The organism is Loigolactobacillus jiayinensis (assembly GCF_003946445.1).
Taxonomy (GTDB): Bacteria; Bacillota; Bacilli; order Lactobacillales; family Lactobacillaceae; genus Loigolactobacillus; species Loigolactobacillus jiayinensis.
In genome coordinates this window covers 1-16,675 of record NZ_RHOF01000068.1, presented here as the reverse complement: position 1 = coordinate 16,675, position 16,675 = coordinate 1, and the positions used below count along the sequence as shown (strand labels likewise).

Sequence of the window (16,675 nt, the reverse complement as noted above, 5' to 3'; positions counted from 1 at the left end):
GCTTCCCTTTTTCAATTCCCAATAAATCATTTACACATAATTATTTAAACACTCTGAAGATCGTTTGTTCGCCAGCATAAAACTAAATCAAATCTAGTATTAGAAATTTATAATTCATTAGATATTAAGAATACGTATAATAATCACTTTTTATTAACTATACAATATTGTAACCTATTTTAGCGTATAGATTGTTCCTTTTTGTTAAATTTCATACTATAAAAGAGAAAAAATAAGGGAAAATCCCTATCCTAATCAGATTTTTGGTGGCTGTTACCAATTATACATTTATTAATGTATAATTTTTAGTTGGCTTAAAAAAAGAGTGTGCCAAAAGACGCTCAGCCCCCGAGCATTAGCCTGCTACTGCGCAAGCAGAGGGAGCTTGCCGTGTTTAACCGCTAATATTCGGCAATAAAAATAAGACTGCGACATAATTTTACTTATGTCACAGCCTCGCCTACTTAATGCTGCGTGATTTTCAATCGCGCTTTCTTTTTTTCGTTGTTGTAATGAACTAATAGCGTGATGCCGATTGCCGCAAGTAAAATTGCCACAAACCAGCCAGCTGGAATTTCAATATCAATTTGCGGAATGGCGATAAATAGCTTAACTGCAATAATTGCAATCAAATAATACGCCATTGATTCCAATTCAGGAATACGCCGCATCACTTTGAGGATCAGTTGCGCGACGCCACGCATAACTAAAATACCGATCAAGCCACCAATCAAAACAATGATCGGCTTACTGGAAACCGCCAACGCAGCCAAAATGGAATCCACCGAAAAAATCGCATCCATAAATACAATTTGAATCACGGCCACCCAAAGCTTGCTGGCACCACCAGTTTTTTGCTTCTGATTATGGCGCTGATAAAAGAAATGTAGTGATAAATATAACAGATAAATAGCGCCGACAACCTTGATCCACCAGACCTTAATTAAGAACGTCCCTAAACCAATCATCAAAAAGCGCATCAAATATGAACCCCACAGGCCATAAATTAACGCTTTTTCTTTTTGCCGTAATGTTGGTAGCTTCTGCGTTTGTGCTGCTAAAACGACCGCATTATCCACTGACAATAGACATTCGATCAAGATCAATGAAAAAATGATCGCCCAATCTGCCCCTGACGTGATGACCGTTTCCCAAGCATGCAGGTTAAAAAACGGCCCGTATAACTCAATCAACCAGTGTAACATTTGTTGCCCCCTTCGTTTCTATTTTCTAGTGTAGCATAATTTTTCAGAAAACAAAGGAGTGTGTTTGAAAGAACGCATCACCGCACGACCTTAATCTGCGACTTACAACCACATTGCGTTAAACTAGTGAAAAAAATGGCCTATAATTTCGCAAATACAGGATAAACGGCAACGTCCAATAAATGCTTATCAAAAGCTTCGCGCGCCTCTTCAGCGGTGTTCAACTGGCCAGTGAAAATTGGCCGCTCAGTATCCAGCGCGAAAATACGGAATAAGTATTCATGATAGCCAGTATTTTGTACCGGCGCCACACCTTGAAAACGATGCAGCGTTTGTTGCTGCTGCGGTGCATCAGTTGCGATCCGCGTAATATCTTGTTTAAGCGGCATCACCGTCCAAAAACTATAGCCAGCGGTCAGCGGATGTTCATCAGTGAAAAACAAGGCCATTGACTTGGTTTCAGCCGGCATTCCTGCCCACTCTAACGTTGGTAATTGCGCTTGCCCACCGATATCTCGCGCCATGAATTGTTGCGGTAAAATACTAAACGGCGCAAATTCGCGAGCAGCAATCTGAAAAGTTTCATTTTCCAAACCTTCAAACACCAGCAACCGATTATCATCCAGCCATTCATAGATGTGCTGCGTTACCACGGCCACGAAAAAGGTTGTGACGTAAATTTCTTGGTTCGTACCAAATGGCGCGGCATCTAATTGGTAGGGCAACCCATTGAGCCGCAACGTTTTAGTGCCAATGGTAAAGTCGAACAAATTGCCTTTATAAGTCCCATTCACATTAAAGCCTTGCATCTGCAGTGGCTGCTTGATCTCTTTAAACAATGTTTTTAGTGGCACATAAATTTGTGCGTTGGACATGATACCAGTCGCCGAAATTTCAATATCATCGATTATAATTTTTACAGGTAAATTCCATTGGTAATAGCTACGTAGACGTGCCTCAATTGCTTCAGCCATGTTGGTCATCCTATTCTACTTATTTTCAGCGCAAATTCCGCCTAAATTCATTATAAGCGATAGTACGGAAGCTTGCCTAGTAATGGACAATAATTTAATTATTTCATTGATTTTTTGCTCGCAACAATTGCCCTCGCTTAAGTTCAATTTAAGCTGTCCTAGCTAAACTAGCTCTATCAACTAAAGGGAGCTGATCACCATGAAAAAACACATTATTTTAAGCACGATCATTGGCCTAAGCTTACTGGGCAGCATGCCCCACTCACCGGTACAAGCAGCCGTCGTCACGACTAGTAGCGCACCGACGATCACCGCACTACAACTGGATACCACAGTCGCCACACCAAAAGTTAACCCTTATCCAACCCTAACAACCACTGCTGAGGCAATCGTCTACACCACCCAAACCAGCAACGTCACCGCTGAAACCAGTGGCCGCACGAAGGTAATTTAAAAGAACAACTTACTTGCCACAATCACAAACGCCAGTAAAATACACGACGAGATTGAGGCAGCTAAAAAGGCTTTGCCGCCGCGTTGGAGGATCACTCTAAAATTGACGCTCATCCCCAGCGCTGCCATCGCCATCCCTAAAAAGAGATAGGCGAATTTCACTAACGCCGCCAAGACTGCCGCGCCTAAAGGCAAGAAAGTGCCCACAACGCTGGCCAAAATAAAGCCACCCATGAACCAAGGAATCGGTAATTTATGTTGTCCGGCACCGGTACTAATATGATTAGAACGACTATACCAAATACCGATGATCAACGCTGCTGGCGCCAATAAGAGCACCCGCGATAACTTAGTAATGATCGCGGTATCCAAGCTAACTGGCCCACCAGCACTGCCAGCTGCCACCGCATGGGCAATTTCGTGTAGTGAACCGCCAGTCATCACACCAAATTGCTGTGGCGTCATATGTAATAGTGGTTTCAACCCCAATTCAATCAAGGTGAATACAGTACCTAAAATTGCCACAATAGCGACTGCCAGTACTTCGTCTTCCTGTTTCTGCTCAGCCTGTTCTGGCGCTACTGGCAGCTGCGGTGAAATACCCATAACGGCCGCCGCACCGCAAATTCCAGTACCGCTCGCCGCTAAAATTGCCAGCCGTTGCTCGACCCCTAACTTTCTAGCTAAATTGTACGTCAATACTAGCGTGCCGCTGACCACAAAAATTGCCAGTAAAATTGTTTTAACGCCGGCATGAGCCAAATCAATCAAATTTAATTTGAAGCCGAGCAAAATAATACCGAGGCGCAAAAATTTATTAGAAATGAAACCAATCCCGCTTTTAGCCTGCGTTACTACTGGCTGAAAAACTTGGAGCACCATACCGAGCACTAGTGCCAGCACTAAAGCGCCGATAACCTGCAAATACGGAAAACCAGCAAGAAAACTACCTAACAACGAGCAGAATAACGTTAGACCAACGGCCAAATAAAACCGACTTGATTTAAATATCGCGAACATGACAAGATCTCCTCCCATAATAGATTAAGCTTACCAGCAAATTACTATTAGAAAAAATTAGTAATCATTGCATTGATATAAGAATAATTTATAATGATAGGTGGAGGTGTTATTATGTTAGATAAAAAAATGAGCACATTTGCTTTGTTGGCAAAAACTGGTTCCTACACGGCGACCGCCCAGCAGTTATTTCTGACCCAACCAGCAGTCACCCAACAGATCAAAGCCTTAGAAGCAGATCTCGGTCTAGAGTTGGTGCGCTATGAACACGCGCAATTAACGATCACTGACGTTGGTCAACAATTAGCCTACTACATTAATAAAACGACCAATGAAAGCCGCCAATTGTTAGATCAGTTAAAGTTACCTAACAAGCAAGCACCAATCAAGTTAGGCTGCACCCGCTCACTCAGCTCATTTTTATTGACTAAGGCCTTGCAAAAATTACATCAACAAAGCCACCAAATTCAATGCCAAATCGCTAACACTGAGACAATTTTAAAGGCGTTACTAGCGGGTGAGATTGATTTTGGCCTAGTTGAAGGCAATTTCGATAAAAAACAATTTGATTACGTTACATTGCGCCGCGAACCCTTTATTGCCGCAACCTTTGCCGGTAATCCATTGCTGACGCAAGCCGAACCACTAGTGCTCAAAGACTTGCTCAGCCAAACGTTATTAGTCCGCGAGGCTGGTTCCGGCACGCGCGAAATTTTTGAAAATTGGCTGACTATGCAAAACACGCGGATCACCGACTTTGCCAACGTTATTGAGATCGCCACACCGACACCGATCGTGCAGTTATTAGCGTCAGGTGTCGGTATTAGCTTCCTATATGAATCACTGGTCAGCACGGAACTAGCTAGTGGCCAAGTTGTCAATTTACCAGTTCATGGCTATAAATTACAACACGAAATCAACTTTGTTTATCCAAAACACAGCTATTTTTCCCAGCAATATCAAGAATTAGCGACGACACTGCAGACACTTTAGACTGCTTGGCCTATAGTCATTTAAAATGATGCGGCAACGCTCGCGGATATCTCGAACACATTAAAGCATATCTTTTAGTCAGCTGAACTCATAATCACTGGTGCTGCCGACGCTTCAGCCAATAGCCAACACCGACTAAGCCAGCCACACCAATCACGCCAATTTCCAGCCAGAGCCACCAATTTGTACGTGCTGCCTTATGTTTAAGTGGCGTTGTCGTTGCAGCTTTAGTTGTAGTTGCCTTAATCGTAAAAGGCTGCTTCACAGTAGCACGTTGCGCCCCACTTTTAAGCGCCACTTGATAAGTATAATGACCACTAGCTAGCCGCTTGTTCGATAAAAGGAGCGTGACCGCTGAACTTGGTGCCATACTGAAATTGCTGAGCTGCGTCCGCGCAACCTGCTTGTGCTGTGCATTCGTGATCGTCAATGTGGCCTGCGCATTATGCCATAACAATGGGGCCACATTGCGCAGCGGTAACTGATAGCCAGACACAGCCGCCTGCTGGCCGTATTTAACCTTACCTGCCGTTAATTGCGGCGTTGGCGCTGCTTGCCCCGCTTCAACCAGCGCCACACTCAAGGCGTACCGCGTGCGATTGGCCATCGTTGCTTGCGCCTGTGCCCCTTGATCAGTCACTGTAATGCCGCCAAGCACGGTTCCTGCAAAAGCTGCCGCTGGTGTCTTGAGCGTAAAATTAACAGTACGCTGCTCTTGTGGTTGCAGCGTCACTTGCTGCTGCCGACTACCAGCGACCATTGCCGCCAAATTAGGCGCACTTTTGGCCAGTAAGGTTGCCCCAGCTTGGCTGTAATCGATCACACCGCTACCGGTTGTTTGGGCATTATTGATTTGTACCGTTAGCTGCTGGGCTTCCGTGCTCGTATTGCTTAATTTTACTGGCAATTGATAACTGGTATCTTGCTTAACCTGCAAATTAAAAAATGACTGCGTGTTGACGACTGGCAAATCAGTCAACACTGGCGCTACGGTAAATGCCGTAGTTGGTGTCGTCGCAGCGGCCACACTGGTACTGCCGAACAACAAACTCAGACAACTAACAATCACCAAACCAAATCGAGACAACATCAGCACCCCTAACTAGATTTCTTTAGTATTTTCTAATTTAAGCATACTCCAAAATTGTGGCTATTTTGTGACACGTTTCAAAACAAATTCTATCCACATAAAAATGGGCACCGCAGCATATAATATATTGCTGCAGTACCCATTTATTTTAATAGCCAGCGGTTAAGGTCCAAGTTAGTGTGGAATGGTAATCGCCCGGCGTTAACGCCTGATCTACTGGAATACTCAATTGAACATCCGTGTTCGCACAGCCAAAGCCAGCATCATCACCTAGCTGGGCAATGTCACTATTCAATACTGGCGTCATGGTCGTGCCATCTAGCGGCACGTCAACTGTGGCCGAAGTTGTTTTATCACCAGCAAACTGCTCACCTTTAAAATTAATTTGCGCACCCTTAACTTGCCGATTAGTAGCGGTCAAAGTAGTGCCTGTAACCGTGAGCTGCCAGTCATCTAAGTTAGCATTGGTTAGATCCGCGGCCCGTTCATCTTGGACGCCGATCATAACGGAATCAGTAGATTCACTGCCATTAGCAGTTACTGATTTCAAAGCCGTCGTACCACCATTACCGGGCAACAAAGTGCCAAAATTTAACGCACTAGGTAAGATTAAACTAAGTTGATCATACTGCCGATATAAGAAACTGATACCCTGATCTTGACCAGTGAATTCGCCCTTGAACCATGCAGTACTTGGCGCGCTCGGATCGTAAGCTACCCATTTATTCGTACCGCTACCGTCGTTATAATTGTACCCTACGTAGTACCAACCAGCAGGAGCTTTGGCGGCAGCCACGCCGCCACTCCCATTAGTATCGATAGGATCAGTCGTGCCACCGGTGATGGCTGTATTTTTATCGCCAGTTAACTGAGCAAAAGTAAGGCCAGTAGGGTTATCTTCGTCGCTAGTCCCTGAATTACTAGTCGGTACAGTTGCGGACTGAGTGTCGATATTCCAATAATGCACACCAAACTTAGCCTTGGTTTCGGTTTGATAGTGAAAAACGATTGCTTGCTTGCCAACTTGACCAGCTAGCTTTTGGGTAGTCACATCCGTCCCAGAAGCTGTAGCCGTGGTAGTCGGCAGGCTGCTGTTATCTGTATCACTGTAATAGTCATAACTTTTCAATTTATAGCTACTATCACCGCTAGTTAGCGTATCCGGTGCCTTTAGCAAATCAGCGCTGTCCTCGGTGGTGGTGCCTGCTTTGTAAATATTCGCGTTGTTATACCCCCACGCAGTGCTAGTTGGCGGCGAACTCATGCTAGCCGTATCGATAACTTTGTTGTTTTCATCAACGTAGTAAACCGGAATATTATCGTCCTTGGCGTCATACCAGAACATGACCGCCTGCTTAAGCAGCGAAGTTTTCAAATCCGCGATCGACAGCGTACTCGAATCGACCGACGATACTGGCGTACTACTCTCGTTGTTAAATAGCTGGCCAGCAGCGTACCGATAAGTGGTACCATTACTAGTCATCGTACCGTCTGCTTTAGCCGTATAAGCCGTTGCACCCAGCGCCTCGCCTTCACCAAAAGTTGCCTGCGGCTGCGTGCCAATATTAGCGCCAGTCACGCTATCCCGCGCGAAAACTTTGATTACTTGGGGGACGTCCGTAGCGGTAGTACCAGTTGATGTCACAACTTGTAGTCCAGTTGTCGGTGCTGACTTTAACAATAAGGTAATTTTAAGCGTCAATGGCTCTGTTGCTTTAATTGGACCGTTCCCTGGCGTGATCACAGCTGATGTAACCTTAGTGGAGTATTTGCCGGTACTATCACTAGAATAATCAATTGTCGTTCCCTTAGATGTAAGACTTGGCACAGCAGTACCTGCAGCTATTGAAAAGCTCGGTGCTCGTGTAGTATTTAAATTCGACACTTCATTTCCACTAGCATCAATAGTACTAGGTAATGAAAAACTAAACTGTAGAGTTGGGTACGTATCAGTAGATGAACCGCCGAATAATTCAGCTGCTGTAGTCTGTATTGAAACAATATAGCTATACTCATTTGAAGAATCTGATCTGAGCCAAGTACTCGTATTTGTATTGGTTCCTGTCGCCGCTTGCCATGGGGAATCAGTCGTTCCCCACAAGGCATCTGTCGATTTTGGTGCCAATGAATCATAACTGGCCGCGTGCACTGCTCCTGCGCTAATACCTAGCACTAGCAGTAACGCGACCACGAACCATTTACCTAAATTACAGATTTGCTTCAACATTTTATGCGCCTCATTTTACTAATTAATACCACTAGTTCAATACCTGATATTTACCGGTTAAGCCCTATCATTTCAATTGTAATTGAATGCACTTAGATGCGCAAGACGGGTTGTGCTGCATTGCTACAAGCGTTAAGCAACAAATGATTTTAGCGATTAAATGAGTTTAACAATAAGTGCACAGAAATAACGCCGCACCGCTAGAATCTCTAAGCAGTGTGCGTTATTTTTCGTCAAAAGTAGTTTACTTAGTAGCCCGAAGTTAACGTCCACGTCAGGGTTGAGTGGTATTCACCTGGCGCGACTACGGTTGTGGTCGGTAAATTAAGCGCAACGTCAGCGTTAGCCCAACTGGCGACTGGAAAACTTCCGCCAGGCGCAGTTGTATTGGTCAGCACCGTCTGCGGTGTTCCGTTTAAGGCTAAAGTAAAATTAGACACCAGATCAACGCCGTCAGTTGGTGACAGTATTTCGCCATCTGTAAGCTTAATTGTCGCGCCATCAACCGCGGTTGCATGATCTACTTCAGTTAGTGGCGCACCGCTAACGGTTATTTGCCATGGATCCAACCATTGATTACTCGGTGAATTATTTTCACGACTATCTTGAACCGCAACCATTAAGCTATCAGAATTACTTGTTTCACCTGTCGTTGACTGCAAATTCGTGCTCGCCACACCGGGTAGCACTGTGCCAAAGTCTAAAGTATCTGGCAATAACATTTTCAGTACACTATCTTGGCGATACATAAAGCTGATGCCCTGATCTTTATCAGAAAAATTACCGGTAAAACGTGACGTGCTCGGGGTTTTAGGATCATACGCCACCCACTTGTTGCTGCCACTGCCATTGTTGTATTGATAACCCACATAGTACCAACCAGCTGGCGCTTTAGCTGCAGCAACCCCACCGCTGCCATTGGTATCGATGGGATCAGTTGTGCCACCAGTGATTGCCGTATCTTTATCGCCACTTAACTTGGTAAAAGCTAAGCCCGTTGGATTCGTTGTTGCTTGATCAGCAGCCATTTCAATACCAGTTGGTACGGTGGTTGGTTGCTGATCGATATTCCAGTAGTGGACCCCAACGTTGGTTTTGGTGGTAATGTTATAGCCTAAGGTAAGCACTTGGTGGCCAGCAGTAGCGCCCACCTGTGTCGTCAGCTTGTTCAACTGCGCGATATCAGTGCCACTTTCCGTTTTTGCATTTTCGTCGGTTTCGTCACCGGTATAAGAATAGTCCGCGTATTGATATGTTTTCCCGCTATAGGTCATGGTTGCTGCCGGCGTCACTAAATTAGCGGCGATTTCTTCAGTAGTACCGTTTTTGTAAATGTGGCCTAAATTATAGGCCCAAGCTTTTTCAGTTTTCATAATAGTGCCTGCTTGGTTCACATAATTGACCGTAATGTTCGCATCTTTCGGCTCATACCAGAAAACATAACTGTTAAGTGTCTTCGACGCAGAATCAACTGAAGCTATACCAGGCAGCGAAGTAGCAGGACCAGAAGACATAATATTAGGTTCTGCACTAGACCCAGCCTTGACTATTTTTTGGTAATGGTCATAGCGGTACTTTGTTCCACCATAGTCAGTGATCGGTAAGGCCGTGGCTTGCTTGACTGGTGCACCGAGCAACCCATCCTCGTTTAGTGGCGTGCTAGCTGCACCAAAGGAAACTGCTGGGGCTAGATTGGCACCAGTCACATCGTCTTTATAAAAAGCCTTAGATACTACTGGAATTACTGAAAGACTGTTGTTGATCTTAACCTGTGCGGTGCCCGCGTTACTAGGCTGACTTAATTTGACTTTAAACGTTATCGTGACGACATCATTCAGATTGCTTAACCCGGGGTTAAACGATGGCATGGCCCCAGAATTAAATTCGATACGTGTGTAATAATCAGCGGCGCTAAGCTTATTATCATCCAGCCCCACATCCGTAAATTTCGTACTCGTACTAATATTGGTCCCATCGGCTACCGTCACTTGCGGGACAACGCTGCTGTCATAGTTCGGTTGACCCTGAGCCAAGTTAAGATTAGGCAGATAAATGTGCGTACTCAACTTGGACAGGGCAGGCGAAGTCGTTCCGGCAACAAAATTGACCAAATCACTTAAATGGCCGGTATAGGTGAACTGATAATTATAACTACCTTCGCTGATTGTCGTCCCCGTCATCTTGTAGATGCCACCAGGGTTAGTCATTTTCGGATTCGTTTGCCAAGGATTTGCGGTGGTCCCCCACATGGGATCAGTAGCTAAAATCACCGAAGCATTCGCCGTTTGTGGCGCAACCAAACAAGCTAACCAGGTCATCCCCATACAAAGTATCAAAAAACCTAAACACTTGATTCGCTGCGCCAATTCGCTCGCCTCTTTCATTAATTGGTATTATTTATCAAAAAACTGCTTATTAAATTCAACTTCGCAGTGCATTAACAAAAATGATCTGTACCGCTGATTTCACTTCACGCCGTCAGTCCACGAATAAGTGATCGTAGCGTGATAGTCGCCAGGTTGAATCTTGGTGCCGGCAAGTTGTAATTGAATATTTTTGAAGACGTACGCCGTATTGGTTTGCGCCGTTGAATTGCTGACTAGTACATTGGCTGCACCGCCAGCCGTATAAACTGCACTACTTAGCGCTGGCGTGCCAAATGTGATCTTCGCCGTTTCACCAGTTAATTTGCGGCTACCGTCAGCGTTACTAAAATTACTGAGTTGCGCGCTGACCGTCCACGGACCTGGTGTTGCGCGGTTATCAGTGACTAACAACGTTTTGTCACCATCAGTATTATTGTAGATGCCAGGTATAGCCTTGTGTTTGCCAAACTCCAAGTTCGTTGGCGGCGTGATTTCAATGCCGCCATTTGGTGCTGGCAGCAAGGTTACCGTGCCAGTTGATCCAGTAAATGTGGTCCCATCTAAAATCATGTCAGCGGAAGTTAGGCCGCCCGTTGGCATTGCCGCCGTCGCCTGTACTTTATACGTGATCACTGCACTACCGCCGCTAGGAATCGGCTTAGCTAGCGCGATTTGCAGCATCCCGTTAGTCACCGTGGCCGTAGCCGTCACCGTAGCGCCATTAATTGTCGCCGTCACGCCGCTTAAATTCTTCAGCTGGCTTGGTAACGGCATTGAGAGTATTGGCTTAGCAATGCTGGCCGTCCCTTTGTTAGTAATATCGGTTTCAAAAGTGACCGTATCACCAGTTTGATTGTTACCCGCGGTTGGACCATGCACCACTTGCTGACTGAATTTATTGCCACTGATCAAAATGGATTTAGTCGCGGTCACGTTGTAGCTGGTTGTATCATCGACCACATAAACATTGACCGTTGCTTTAGCGGAAGCGTTGGACGTGATCGTCTCGCCGTTGGCTAATTTCAGCGTTGGTCGATTAATTGTTGCCGTGATCGTATGCAAGCCTAGCAACGCGGTGTCGGTAGTGCCTAAATTCAGCGGATTATTGGTAGCAGTCGTGCCACTAGCAACGTTCAAGCTAAAGGTTTTACTACTAGTAGACTCCACCTTGGCAAAATTATTCAACGTCGTGCCTGACTTATTATCATTGGCACTGAGCGTATCCGCGTTGGCGTAGTCATCGCCCCAAGTTCCCTTAAGCGCCACTGTTTTGCCGCTGGTCAGCTCACTTTTCTTGATATAGTAAACATTATCGCTATTCCAAGCAATCGTCGGTGCCGCCGGTAGATTCGTTTGGTTAAAGAACAGCGGTGCCGCTAAAATGGGAATCGCTGTGCCGACAGAACTGGCATTAGTCCCCGTATAATAGAGGTAATTTTTCTTAGTTGCCGTTACATCAGCCGTTGGCAAGGTCAAAGCAGCATCAGTACTTGGTGTCGCCATACCAGCAACCGCAGCTGTATAAGGCTTGGCCGCCAAAATTGCTTTAGTGTTGGCTGTTTTATTGGTGCTTAAACTACCTTCACCATTGCTATCCACACTGGCCGTATTAAAGTAGTCCACCGCCCGCGCAAACCGTTTAGTACCGACCGCCCCCAGCGTTGGCGCAATCGTGCCTGAATAATCAGTCCCCGCAGCGTCAGCGCCTTTACCTTTGGTCACCATGATGCCGTCAGTTAAGGCGTTCAAAGTCACCGTCCGATCAGCTAACGTATCATTTTATGCCACGTTAGTTAAGCGCGTTTTATCGCCGCCAACCGATTCCCAAGCCGAAACCGCCGCGTTCAACGTTTTTTTAGCATCCCACGGACTAACATAAGCGTTCCATGAAGTGATGTTGGAGGTTACCGTAGCGGCAGTACCTGTTGATCCCGACTTAACTAAAGCGTAATCCATAGGTGTTTTGCCGGGGGTTCCTTTATTATTACTTGCTGTGGCAGAAAATGGATCGACTAATTGATTGGTATTATAAGCAGTGATTCCAATATTAAATAATCCATCCTGACGTGGTGACGGTGGCAATTTTCCTGCGGTCAGTTGCTTATTAGGCGATGAATCAGCAATATTACCATTATATTTAGCGATATTAACGTAGAAATTAATCAATGCTGTACCACTGAACCCATTAGGTAAAAACAAACTATTCTGCGATGCGTAATTGGCAACTGCAAAGGACCAACCAACATCCCCTTGCTTCGCCACTGCACCATTAAAAATTAAGGGCGTGAACCCCCAAGCATCACCCACAGCACTAGTTGCTCCAGAACCATCCGTACCTGTAGCAGATGTTCCTAACTCAGCTGGTTTCAAGTGACCTTTATTGGTTATATTATTCTGATAATCAATTGCATCTTGACTATAGCGCGCTAAATGCATTGAAGCATAGCCAGTTCCCCATGAACTAGTTGCTGTTAATGTGATAGGAATTCCTTTAGTCTTCAAATAGAAGGCACTTTTATCATTAGGATCAAGATAAACATGATGATCAAATTGCATTGGAAACGTTGGACTACCATTGACTAGAGAAACATTATCTAATTGCATAAAAAAGTAGGCTTTGTCCCACTCAATTGCATCGCTCATTTTACTGGCATCGACATCCTTAGGCAATTGGATTCGTACCATCACACCATAATTACCGGCCAGAATTTGTTCTTTACTCAAGCTGCTAGAAATAGTCGCTGTTAAGGGTAATGATCCAACTACCTTAATATGCCCACCAGTGTATGCCCGTGCACCATTGGTCATCATCCCATTATTATCGACATCTAACTTAGATCCCGAACCAGAACCAGACTCTAAATTATTGACGTTAGTTGCATCTAGCAGTGGATATTGTCCCTGACTATCTGCTCCAGCATTATCTGTATAAAAAGTTCTAAAATTGCCAACTCCAACATTGATGCCAACCCCAGTTTCACTAGTTAATGAAGTTCCCCCACTAGCAGTCCCAGTCGCATAAGTTGCACCATCTTCACTTGTTTTATAACCATTATTATCAAAAGCGGCAGCACCACTACCAGTGTTATTGATTGGTGTGGTATCTGCTTGTACGTGACTGCCTCCAATCAGCAGAAACAATAACCCTAATAATAGTGGCAGCCAAATTTTATGTTGTGTCCCTTTATTGATCATTGCAATCCCCTCCTGCTTCACAAAAGTGGTTGGTGGTTGTCGAAAATCATTACCATTAATATCCGTTACTTCCGATGCCGCGGCCCGCCAATGCGGCCTTTGCGGTATGCCCAATAAGTTGCGCCAGCGACCGCCAATACTACAACAGCACCAATTCCAATATACAGCCACCAATTAGTCTTAGCTACCGCTTTCTTTTGATCGTTCATGCTGATTTGCTGTCCTTTATCGACGTGGAAACGTTTCGTCAATGTTTGCGCATAGCCATCACGCCCCGTGAGCTGCAAATGAAGTACATAATTGCCCGGCTGCAATAATTTCGTGGGCATGAAATAATTCAGTTCTGAATAAGGCGCCATTTGCAATTCTTGTTGCTTATAAGTGGAAAGCACTTTTGCTTTACCTAGCTGCGTTACCGTACCTTTAAAGGTCATTTGACTGACAATATTTGGTTTGCTATTGCGTAAGCGTACCAGCAAGCCAGATTTAGCTAAACGTGATCCCGGTAAAATGCGCGCCAATTTCACTTGTGGTAGCACTGGCGTCGCGCTATGTCGTAGCACAACACTAAGGTTATAGGCAACCTTATTTTGCACGTTATTACCATCATCACCAAGCGCAGCCACTGAGCGAATACCGCCGAGAATCAGGCCGCTAAATGGCGCATCCGGCATTTTAACTTTAAACGTGACTTGCTTCGTTTCGCCGGCGGCTAACGTGACGCTTTGCGCGCGTTTACCTTGAACCAACTGGCTAAAGCGCAACGATTGCGGTGCACTAAGGCTTTTGACCGTAGCACGATCGTAGGCGATCAGGCCATTGTTGGCGGTGTACGCATCATTGGCCGCCAATTTAACGGTCAGTTGCTGCTGTGACGTATTATGAACTGCCACCGCTAGCGGTTGAATACTATTCTCCGCCGCGGTTAAATCAAAATAAGTGACTTGCTGATTAGTTTGCGTAGGCGGTAGCTGCGCGGTCAGTGTATAACTATTGCTAGTTTTAGCCTGCACTGACTGTGGCGCAAGAACGGCTACCATCCCCAGTAGCACCGTTGAGATCAATCCCCATTTTCGCTTGTCCAACGCCATCACCCTTTCCAAACTTATTGCAATCACACAAGAGCGTTTGACCGCCAATGTGTGGCTATGGTGCTATTTCCGCTTACGCCGGCGCACAATGACAACAACGATCACCGCATTCAAGACAACTAGTAAGCCCACGACCACCAGCAGTAGCCAAGTATAGTCTTGCGTTAAATTAGTTGCCTTATCATTGGCGGCCTTAGCGGCACTACGATCCAGTACTGCCCGTTGCTTAATGTACCATTGCTTACCCTGACTCGTGATCGTACCTGTGATTTGATAACGACCACTTTTAACTGGGTTGCCAGCGTGCCCCCAAGTTAGCGGCAACTGTGAATAAGGCGCGAAATTCTTGTACGTTTGCACAAATGAACTTGTGGTGCTACCGATACCAAGAAAGCCGTAATGCTTGATTTTCAGATCAACGGTGACATTTTTCAGCAAAGCGCCGCGCCGATTTTCTAAATTCACGATCAGGTATGGTTGGCCGCTGTAAGTCCTAGCGTCTACCCCGGCCAGCGCTAACTTAGGCGTGACACTTTTGTTCGTTTCAGTTAGCCAAACTGGAATATCAACGGCGGCGCTACTGTTACTTGCCATGTAAAAATGCAACCCACCGATCAGTAAGCCGTTGAACCCAGTCTTGGCCACATGCACCGTGACCGTCACCGTGCGACTTTCCTTAGCCGCTAATTGGTAGCGTTGCGGCTTAACCATTTACCGAAAATCCGGCGCACCGCTAACTTTGCCATTACGATTAAATAATACTTTGCCTTGCGTTGAAGTTGTCGCGTTGCGCGGCGCCATGGTCACCGTTTGCGGCGTGCTGGCAAAATTCGTCAGCGTTACCTTTAACTGCCGAGTAGCCCCCGGCTTGGCGATCAATTGAAACCGCTCGGTATGCGCCCCAGAAATCTGCGGTACCACCGCAATATTGTCGATTGCCGCCTGCGTTGGCGCGGCGTGCAGCAGTAAGCCCAGTAGTAACGCGGCCAACAACAGCCAGCCTTTATGCAATTGGTGAAATTTTTTACTCATTTTTATCATCCGACTTGCGACCACGCCGACCAAGGAGATAACCACCCAGCACGAACATGATCAATACCAATACACCGATAGTGATATAAAGCCACATGTAGTTTGGCTTGAAGCCAGCTTGCTTGTTGTACTTAGACGCTTGCGCAGAGGTAATCGTGAAGTCGCGGGAGAAATGCCAACCCAGCGTACCACCCGGTGCTTTCGCCGTATAATCAAGATGATAGGTGCCTGCTTCTAAGCGTTGTTTTCCCCAATCGATGGCAAAATTAAAGTTGGAGTTAGGCGCCATTGAACAGCTGTTTTGGACCTCATGATGAAGCACTTTACTGCTACCTTTTTTCGTCACTTTGGCATCAATATTAACCGCTGGTAATAGCCATGGCGCGGTATTTTGTGTGTTGACAAACACTGTGGTCTGACCATTTAATACGCCAGGATAAATTTGATTTAATTTCAGCTTAGCATTATTAACTGTATCCTTGACTCGAATCAAGACTGGCATTCCAAAGGCGTACTTATTATGCAATAGCGTCTGCTTTTGGGTTGTAGTCGTTGCTGCTGCTTCTTTAAGCGGCCAAACACGAACCCCACCGGCCATCAACCCGTTGTACGCTTTATCCGGTATATTCACCGTAAACGAAACATTAGTGCTACCTTGCGCGGCAACCTTGATTGTTTGCTTTTTCGGTGATTCGGTCTGTTTGCGCAACACATACTTTAAGGTATTATCTGTAGGAATTTTAGCCCGATCATAAGATAATTGCCCGCTACTGTTGGTATAGCTGGTATACATTGACGCCGCAAAAGTCCGTTCTTTATCAGTAAAATTTTTAACCGTAACCGTAACTGTCTGTTGCCGGCCAGGCTCTGCTAATACATCGATGTATCCATTTTGAGCACGTTGATTTTCTGAATACTGTGGAATCACCGTGAAATCACTATTGGTAGTTGCAGCGTAACTCGTACTGATCAAGTGTAAACGGCGGTTATAAAATGTAGGAAAAGGGCGGCGAGATTGTTGTCGGTTTT

Annotated in this window: 14 protein-coding genes; 2 read left to right on the top strand and 12 right to left on the bottom strand. The window is 45.6% G+C overall.

From position 1 onward, the window contains the following. Positions 1–464: 464 nt before the first annotated feature. Both EKM80_RS13170 and EKM80_RS13165 read right to left on the bottom strand, forming a co-directional pair. Positions 465–1,205, bottom strand: a complete 741-nt coding sequence (locus tag EKM80_RS13170) for a TerC family protein (RefSeq protein WP_125553956.1) — start codon at positions 1,203–1,205, stop codon at positions 465–467. A 140-nt stretch (positions 1,206–1,345) separates the two neighbouring features. Continuing rightward, on the bottom strand, positions 1,346–2,179 hold the full coding sequence (locus EKM80_RS13165) for a stalk domain-containing protein (RefSeq protein ID WP_125553954.1): 834 nt from the start codon (positions 2,177–2,179) through the stop codon (positions 1,346–1,348). 199 nt (positions 2,180–2,378) lie between these two features. Here EKM80_RS13165 and EKM80_RS13160 point away from each other — a divergent pair, with 199 nt between their 5' ends. After that, a complete protein-coding gene (locus tag EKM80_RS13160; protein WP_125553953.1) occupies positions 2,379–2,633 on the top strand; it encodes a hypothetical protein in 255 nt (84 codons plus the stop codon). Here EKM80_RS13160 and EKM80_RS13155 read toward each other — a convergent pair. Then, on the bottom strand, positions 2,630–3,652 hold the full coding sequence (locus tag EKM80_RS13155) for a YeiH family protein (protein WP_125553951.1): 1,023 nt from the start codon (positions 3,650–3,652) through the stop codon (positions 2,630–2,632). The two genes, EKM80_RS13160 and EKM80_RS13155, sit on opposite strands and share 4 nt — an antisense overlap. 114 nt (positions 3,653–3,766) lie before the next feature. Between EKM80_RS13155 and EKM80_RS13150 the strand changes: the two genes are divergently transcribed. Continuing rightward, positions 3,767–4,645, top strand: coding sequence for a LysR family transcriptional regulator (locus EKM80_RS13150; protein ID WP_125553949.1), 879 nt, complete (start codon positions 3,767–3,769; stop codon positions 4,643–4,645). Between the two features lie 94 nt (positions 4,646–4,739). Here EKM80_RS13150 and EKM80_RS13145 read toward each other — a convergent pair whose 3' ends face one another. The 9 genes from EKM80_RS13145 to EKM80_RS13105 form a co-directional block, all read right to left on the bottom strand. After that, positions 4,740–5,735: a DUF916 domain-containing protein gene (locus EKM80_RS13145; RefSeq protein ID WP_125553947.1), complete on the bottom strand. Its 996-nt coding sequence runs from the start codon at positions 5,733–5,735 to the stop codon at positions 4,740–4,742. Between the two features lie 148 nt (positions 5,736–5,883). Continuing rightward, on the bottom strand, positions 5,884–7,962 hold the full coding sequence (locus EKM80_RS13140) for a WxL domain-containing protein (RefSeq protein WP_125553945.1): 2,079 nt from the start codon (positions 7,960–7,962) through the stop codon (positions 5,884–5,886). A 248-nt stretch (positions 7,963–8,210) separates the two neighbouring features. Beyond that, entirely contained in the window at positions 8,211–10,328 is a 2,118-nt protein-coding gene (locus EKM80_RS13135; protein WP_164509571.1) for a WxL domain-containing protein, read from the bottom strand. A 99-nt stretch (positions 10,329–10,427) separates the two neighbouring features. Further along, on the bottom strand, positions 10,428–12,077 hold the full coding sequence (locus tag EKM80_RS13130) for a WxL domain-containing protein (RefSeq protein WP_125553941.1): 1,650 nt from the start codon (positions 12,075–12,077) through the stop codon (positions 10,428–10,430). Between the two features lie 30 nt (positions 12,078–12,107). Beyond that, the gene (locus EKM80_RS13125; RefSeq protein ID WP_125553939.1) at positions 12,108–13,523 is read right to left on the bottom strand and encodes a hypothetical protein; all 1,416 of its coding nucleotides are present in this window, start codon (positions 13,521–13,523) and stop codon (positions 12,108–12,110) included. A gap of 65 nt (positions 13,524–13,588) precedes the next feature. Next, positions 13,589–14,608 (bottom strand): DUF916 domain-containing protein, encoded by a 1,020-nt coding sequence (locus EKM80_RS13120; protein ID WP_164509570.1) that lies wholly within the window; start codon positions 14,606–14,608, stop codon positions 13,589–13,591. Between the two features lie 69 nt (positions 14,609–14,677). After that, complete coding sequence (locus EKM80_RS13115; protein WP_125553936.1) at positions 14,678–15,325, bottom strand: WxL protein host-binding domain-containing protein; 648 nt, start codon at positions 15,323–15,325, stop codon at positions 14,678–14,680. Next, the gene (locus EKM80_RS13110) at positions 15,326–15,646 is read right to left on the bottom strand and encodes a WxL protein peptidoglycan domain-containing protein (RefSeq protein WP_164509569.1); all 321 of its coding nucleotides are present in this window, start codon (positions 15,644–15,646) and stop codon (positions 15,326–15,328) included. Further along, positions 15,639–16,675: DUF916 and DUF3324 domain-containing protein (locus EKM80_RS13105; protein WP_164509568.1), on the bottom strand; the 1,037-nt coding region annotated here is incomplete at its 5' end. The genes EKM80_RS13110 and EKM80_RS13105, both read right to left, overlap by 8 nt.

What these genes read in the sequence shown, in the direction of transcription:
- EKM80_RS13110 (WP_164509569.1), bottom strand. Translation starts at nt 15,646, where the DNA reads ATGAGTAAAAAATTTCACCAATTGCATAAAGGCTGGCTGTTGTTGGCC.
- EKM80_RS13160 (WP_125553953.1), top strand. Translation starts at nt 2,379, where the DNA reads ATGAAAAAACACATTATTTTAAGCACGATCATTGGCCTAAGCTTACTG.
- EKM80_RS13125 (WP_125553939.1), bottom strand. Translation starts at nt 13,523, where the DNA reads ATGATCAATAAAGGGACACAACATAAAATTTGGCTGCCACTATTATTA.
- EKM80_RS13155 (WP_125553951.1), bottom strand. Translation starts at nt 3,652, where the DNA reads ATGTTCGCGATATTTAAATCAAGTCGGTTTTATTTGGCCGTTGGTCTA.
- EKM80_RS13115 (WP_125553936.1), bottom strand. Translation starts at nt 15,325, where the DNA reads ATGGTTAAGCCGCAACGCTACCAATTAGCGGCTAAGGAAAGTCGCACG.
- EKM80_RS13165 (WP_125553954.1), bottom strand. Translation starts at nt 2,179, where the DNA reads ATGGCTGAAGCAATTGAGGCACGTCTACGTAGCTATTACCAATGGAAT.
- EKM80_RS13140 (WP_125553945.1), bottom strand. Translation starts at nt 7,962, where the DNA reads ATGTTGAAGCAAATCTGTAATTTAGGTAAATGGTTCGTGGTCGCGTTA.
- EKM80_RS13150 (WP_125553949.1), top strand. Translation starts at nt 3,767, where the DNA reads ATGTTAGATAAAAAAATGAGCACATTTGCTTTGTTGGCAAAAACTGGT.
- EKM80_RS13170 (WP_125553956.1), bottom strand. Translation starts at nt 1,205, where the DNA reads ATGTTACACTGGTTGATTGAGTTATACGGGCCGTTTTTTAACCTGCAT.
- EKM80_RS13145 (WP_125553947.1), bottom strand. Translation starts at nt 5,735, where the DNA reads ATGTTGTCTCGATTTGGTTTGGTGATTGTTAGTTGTCTGAGTTTGTTG.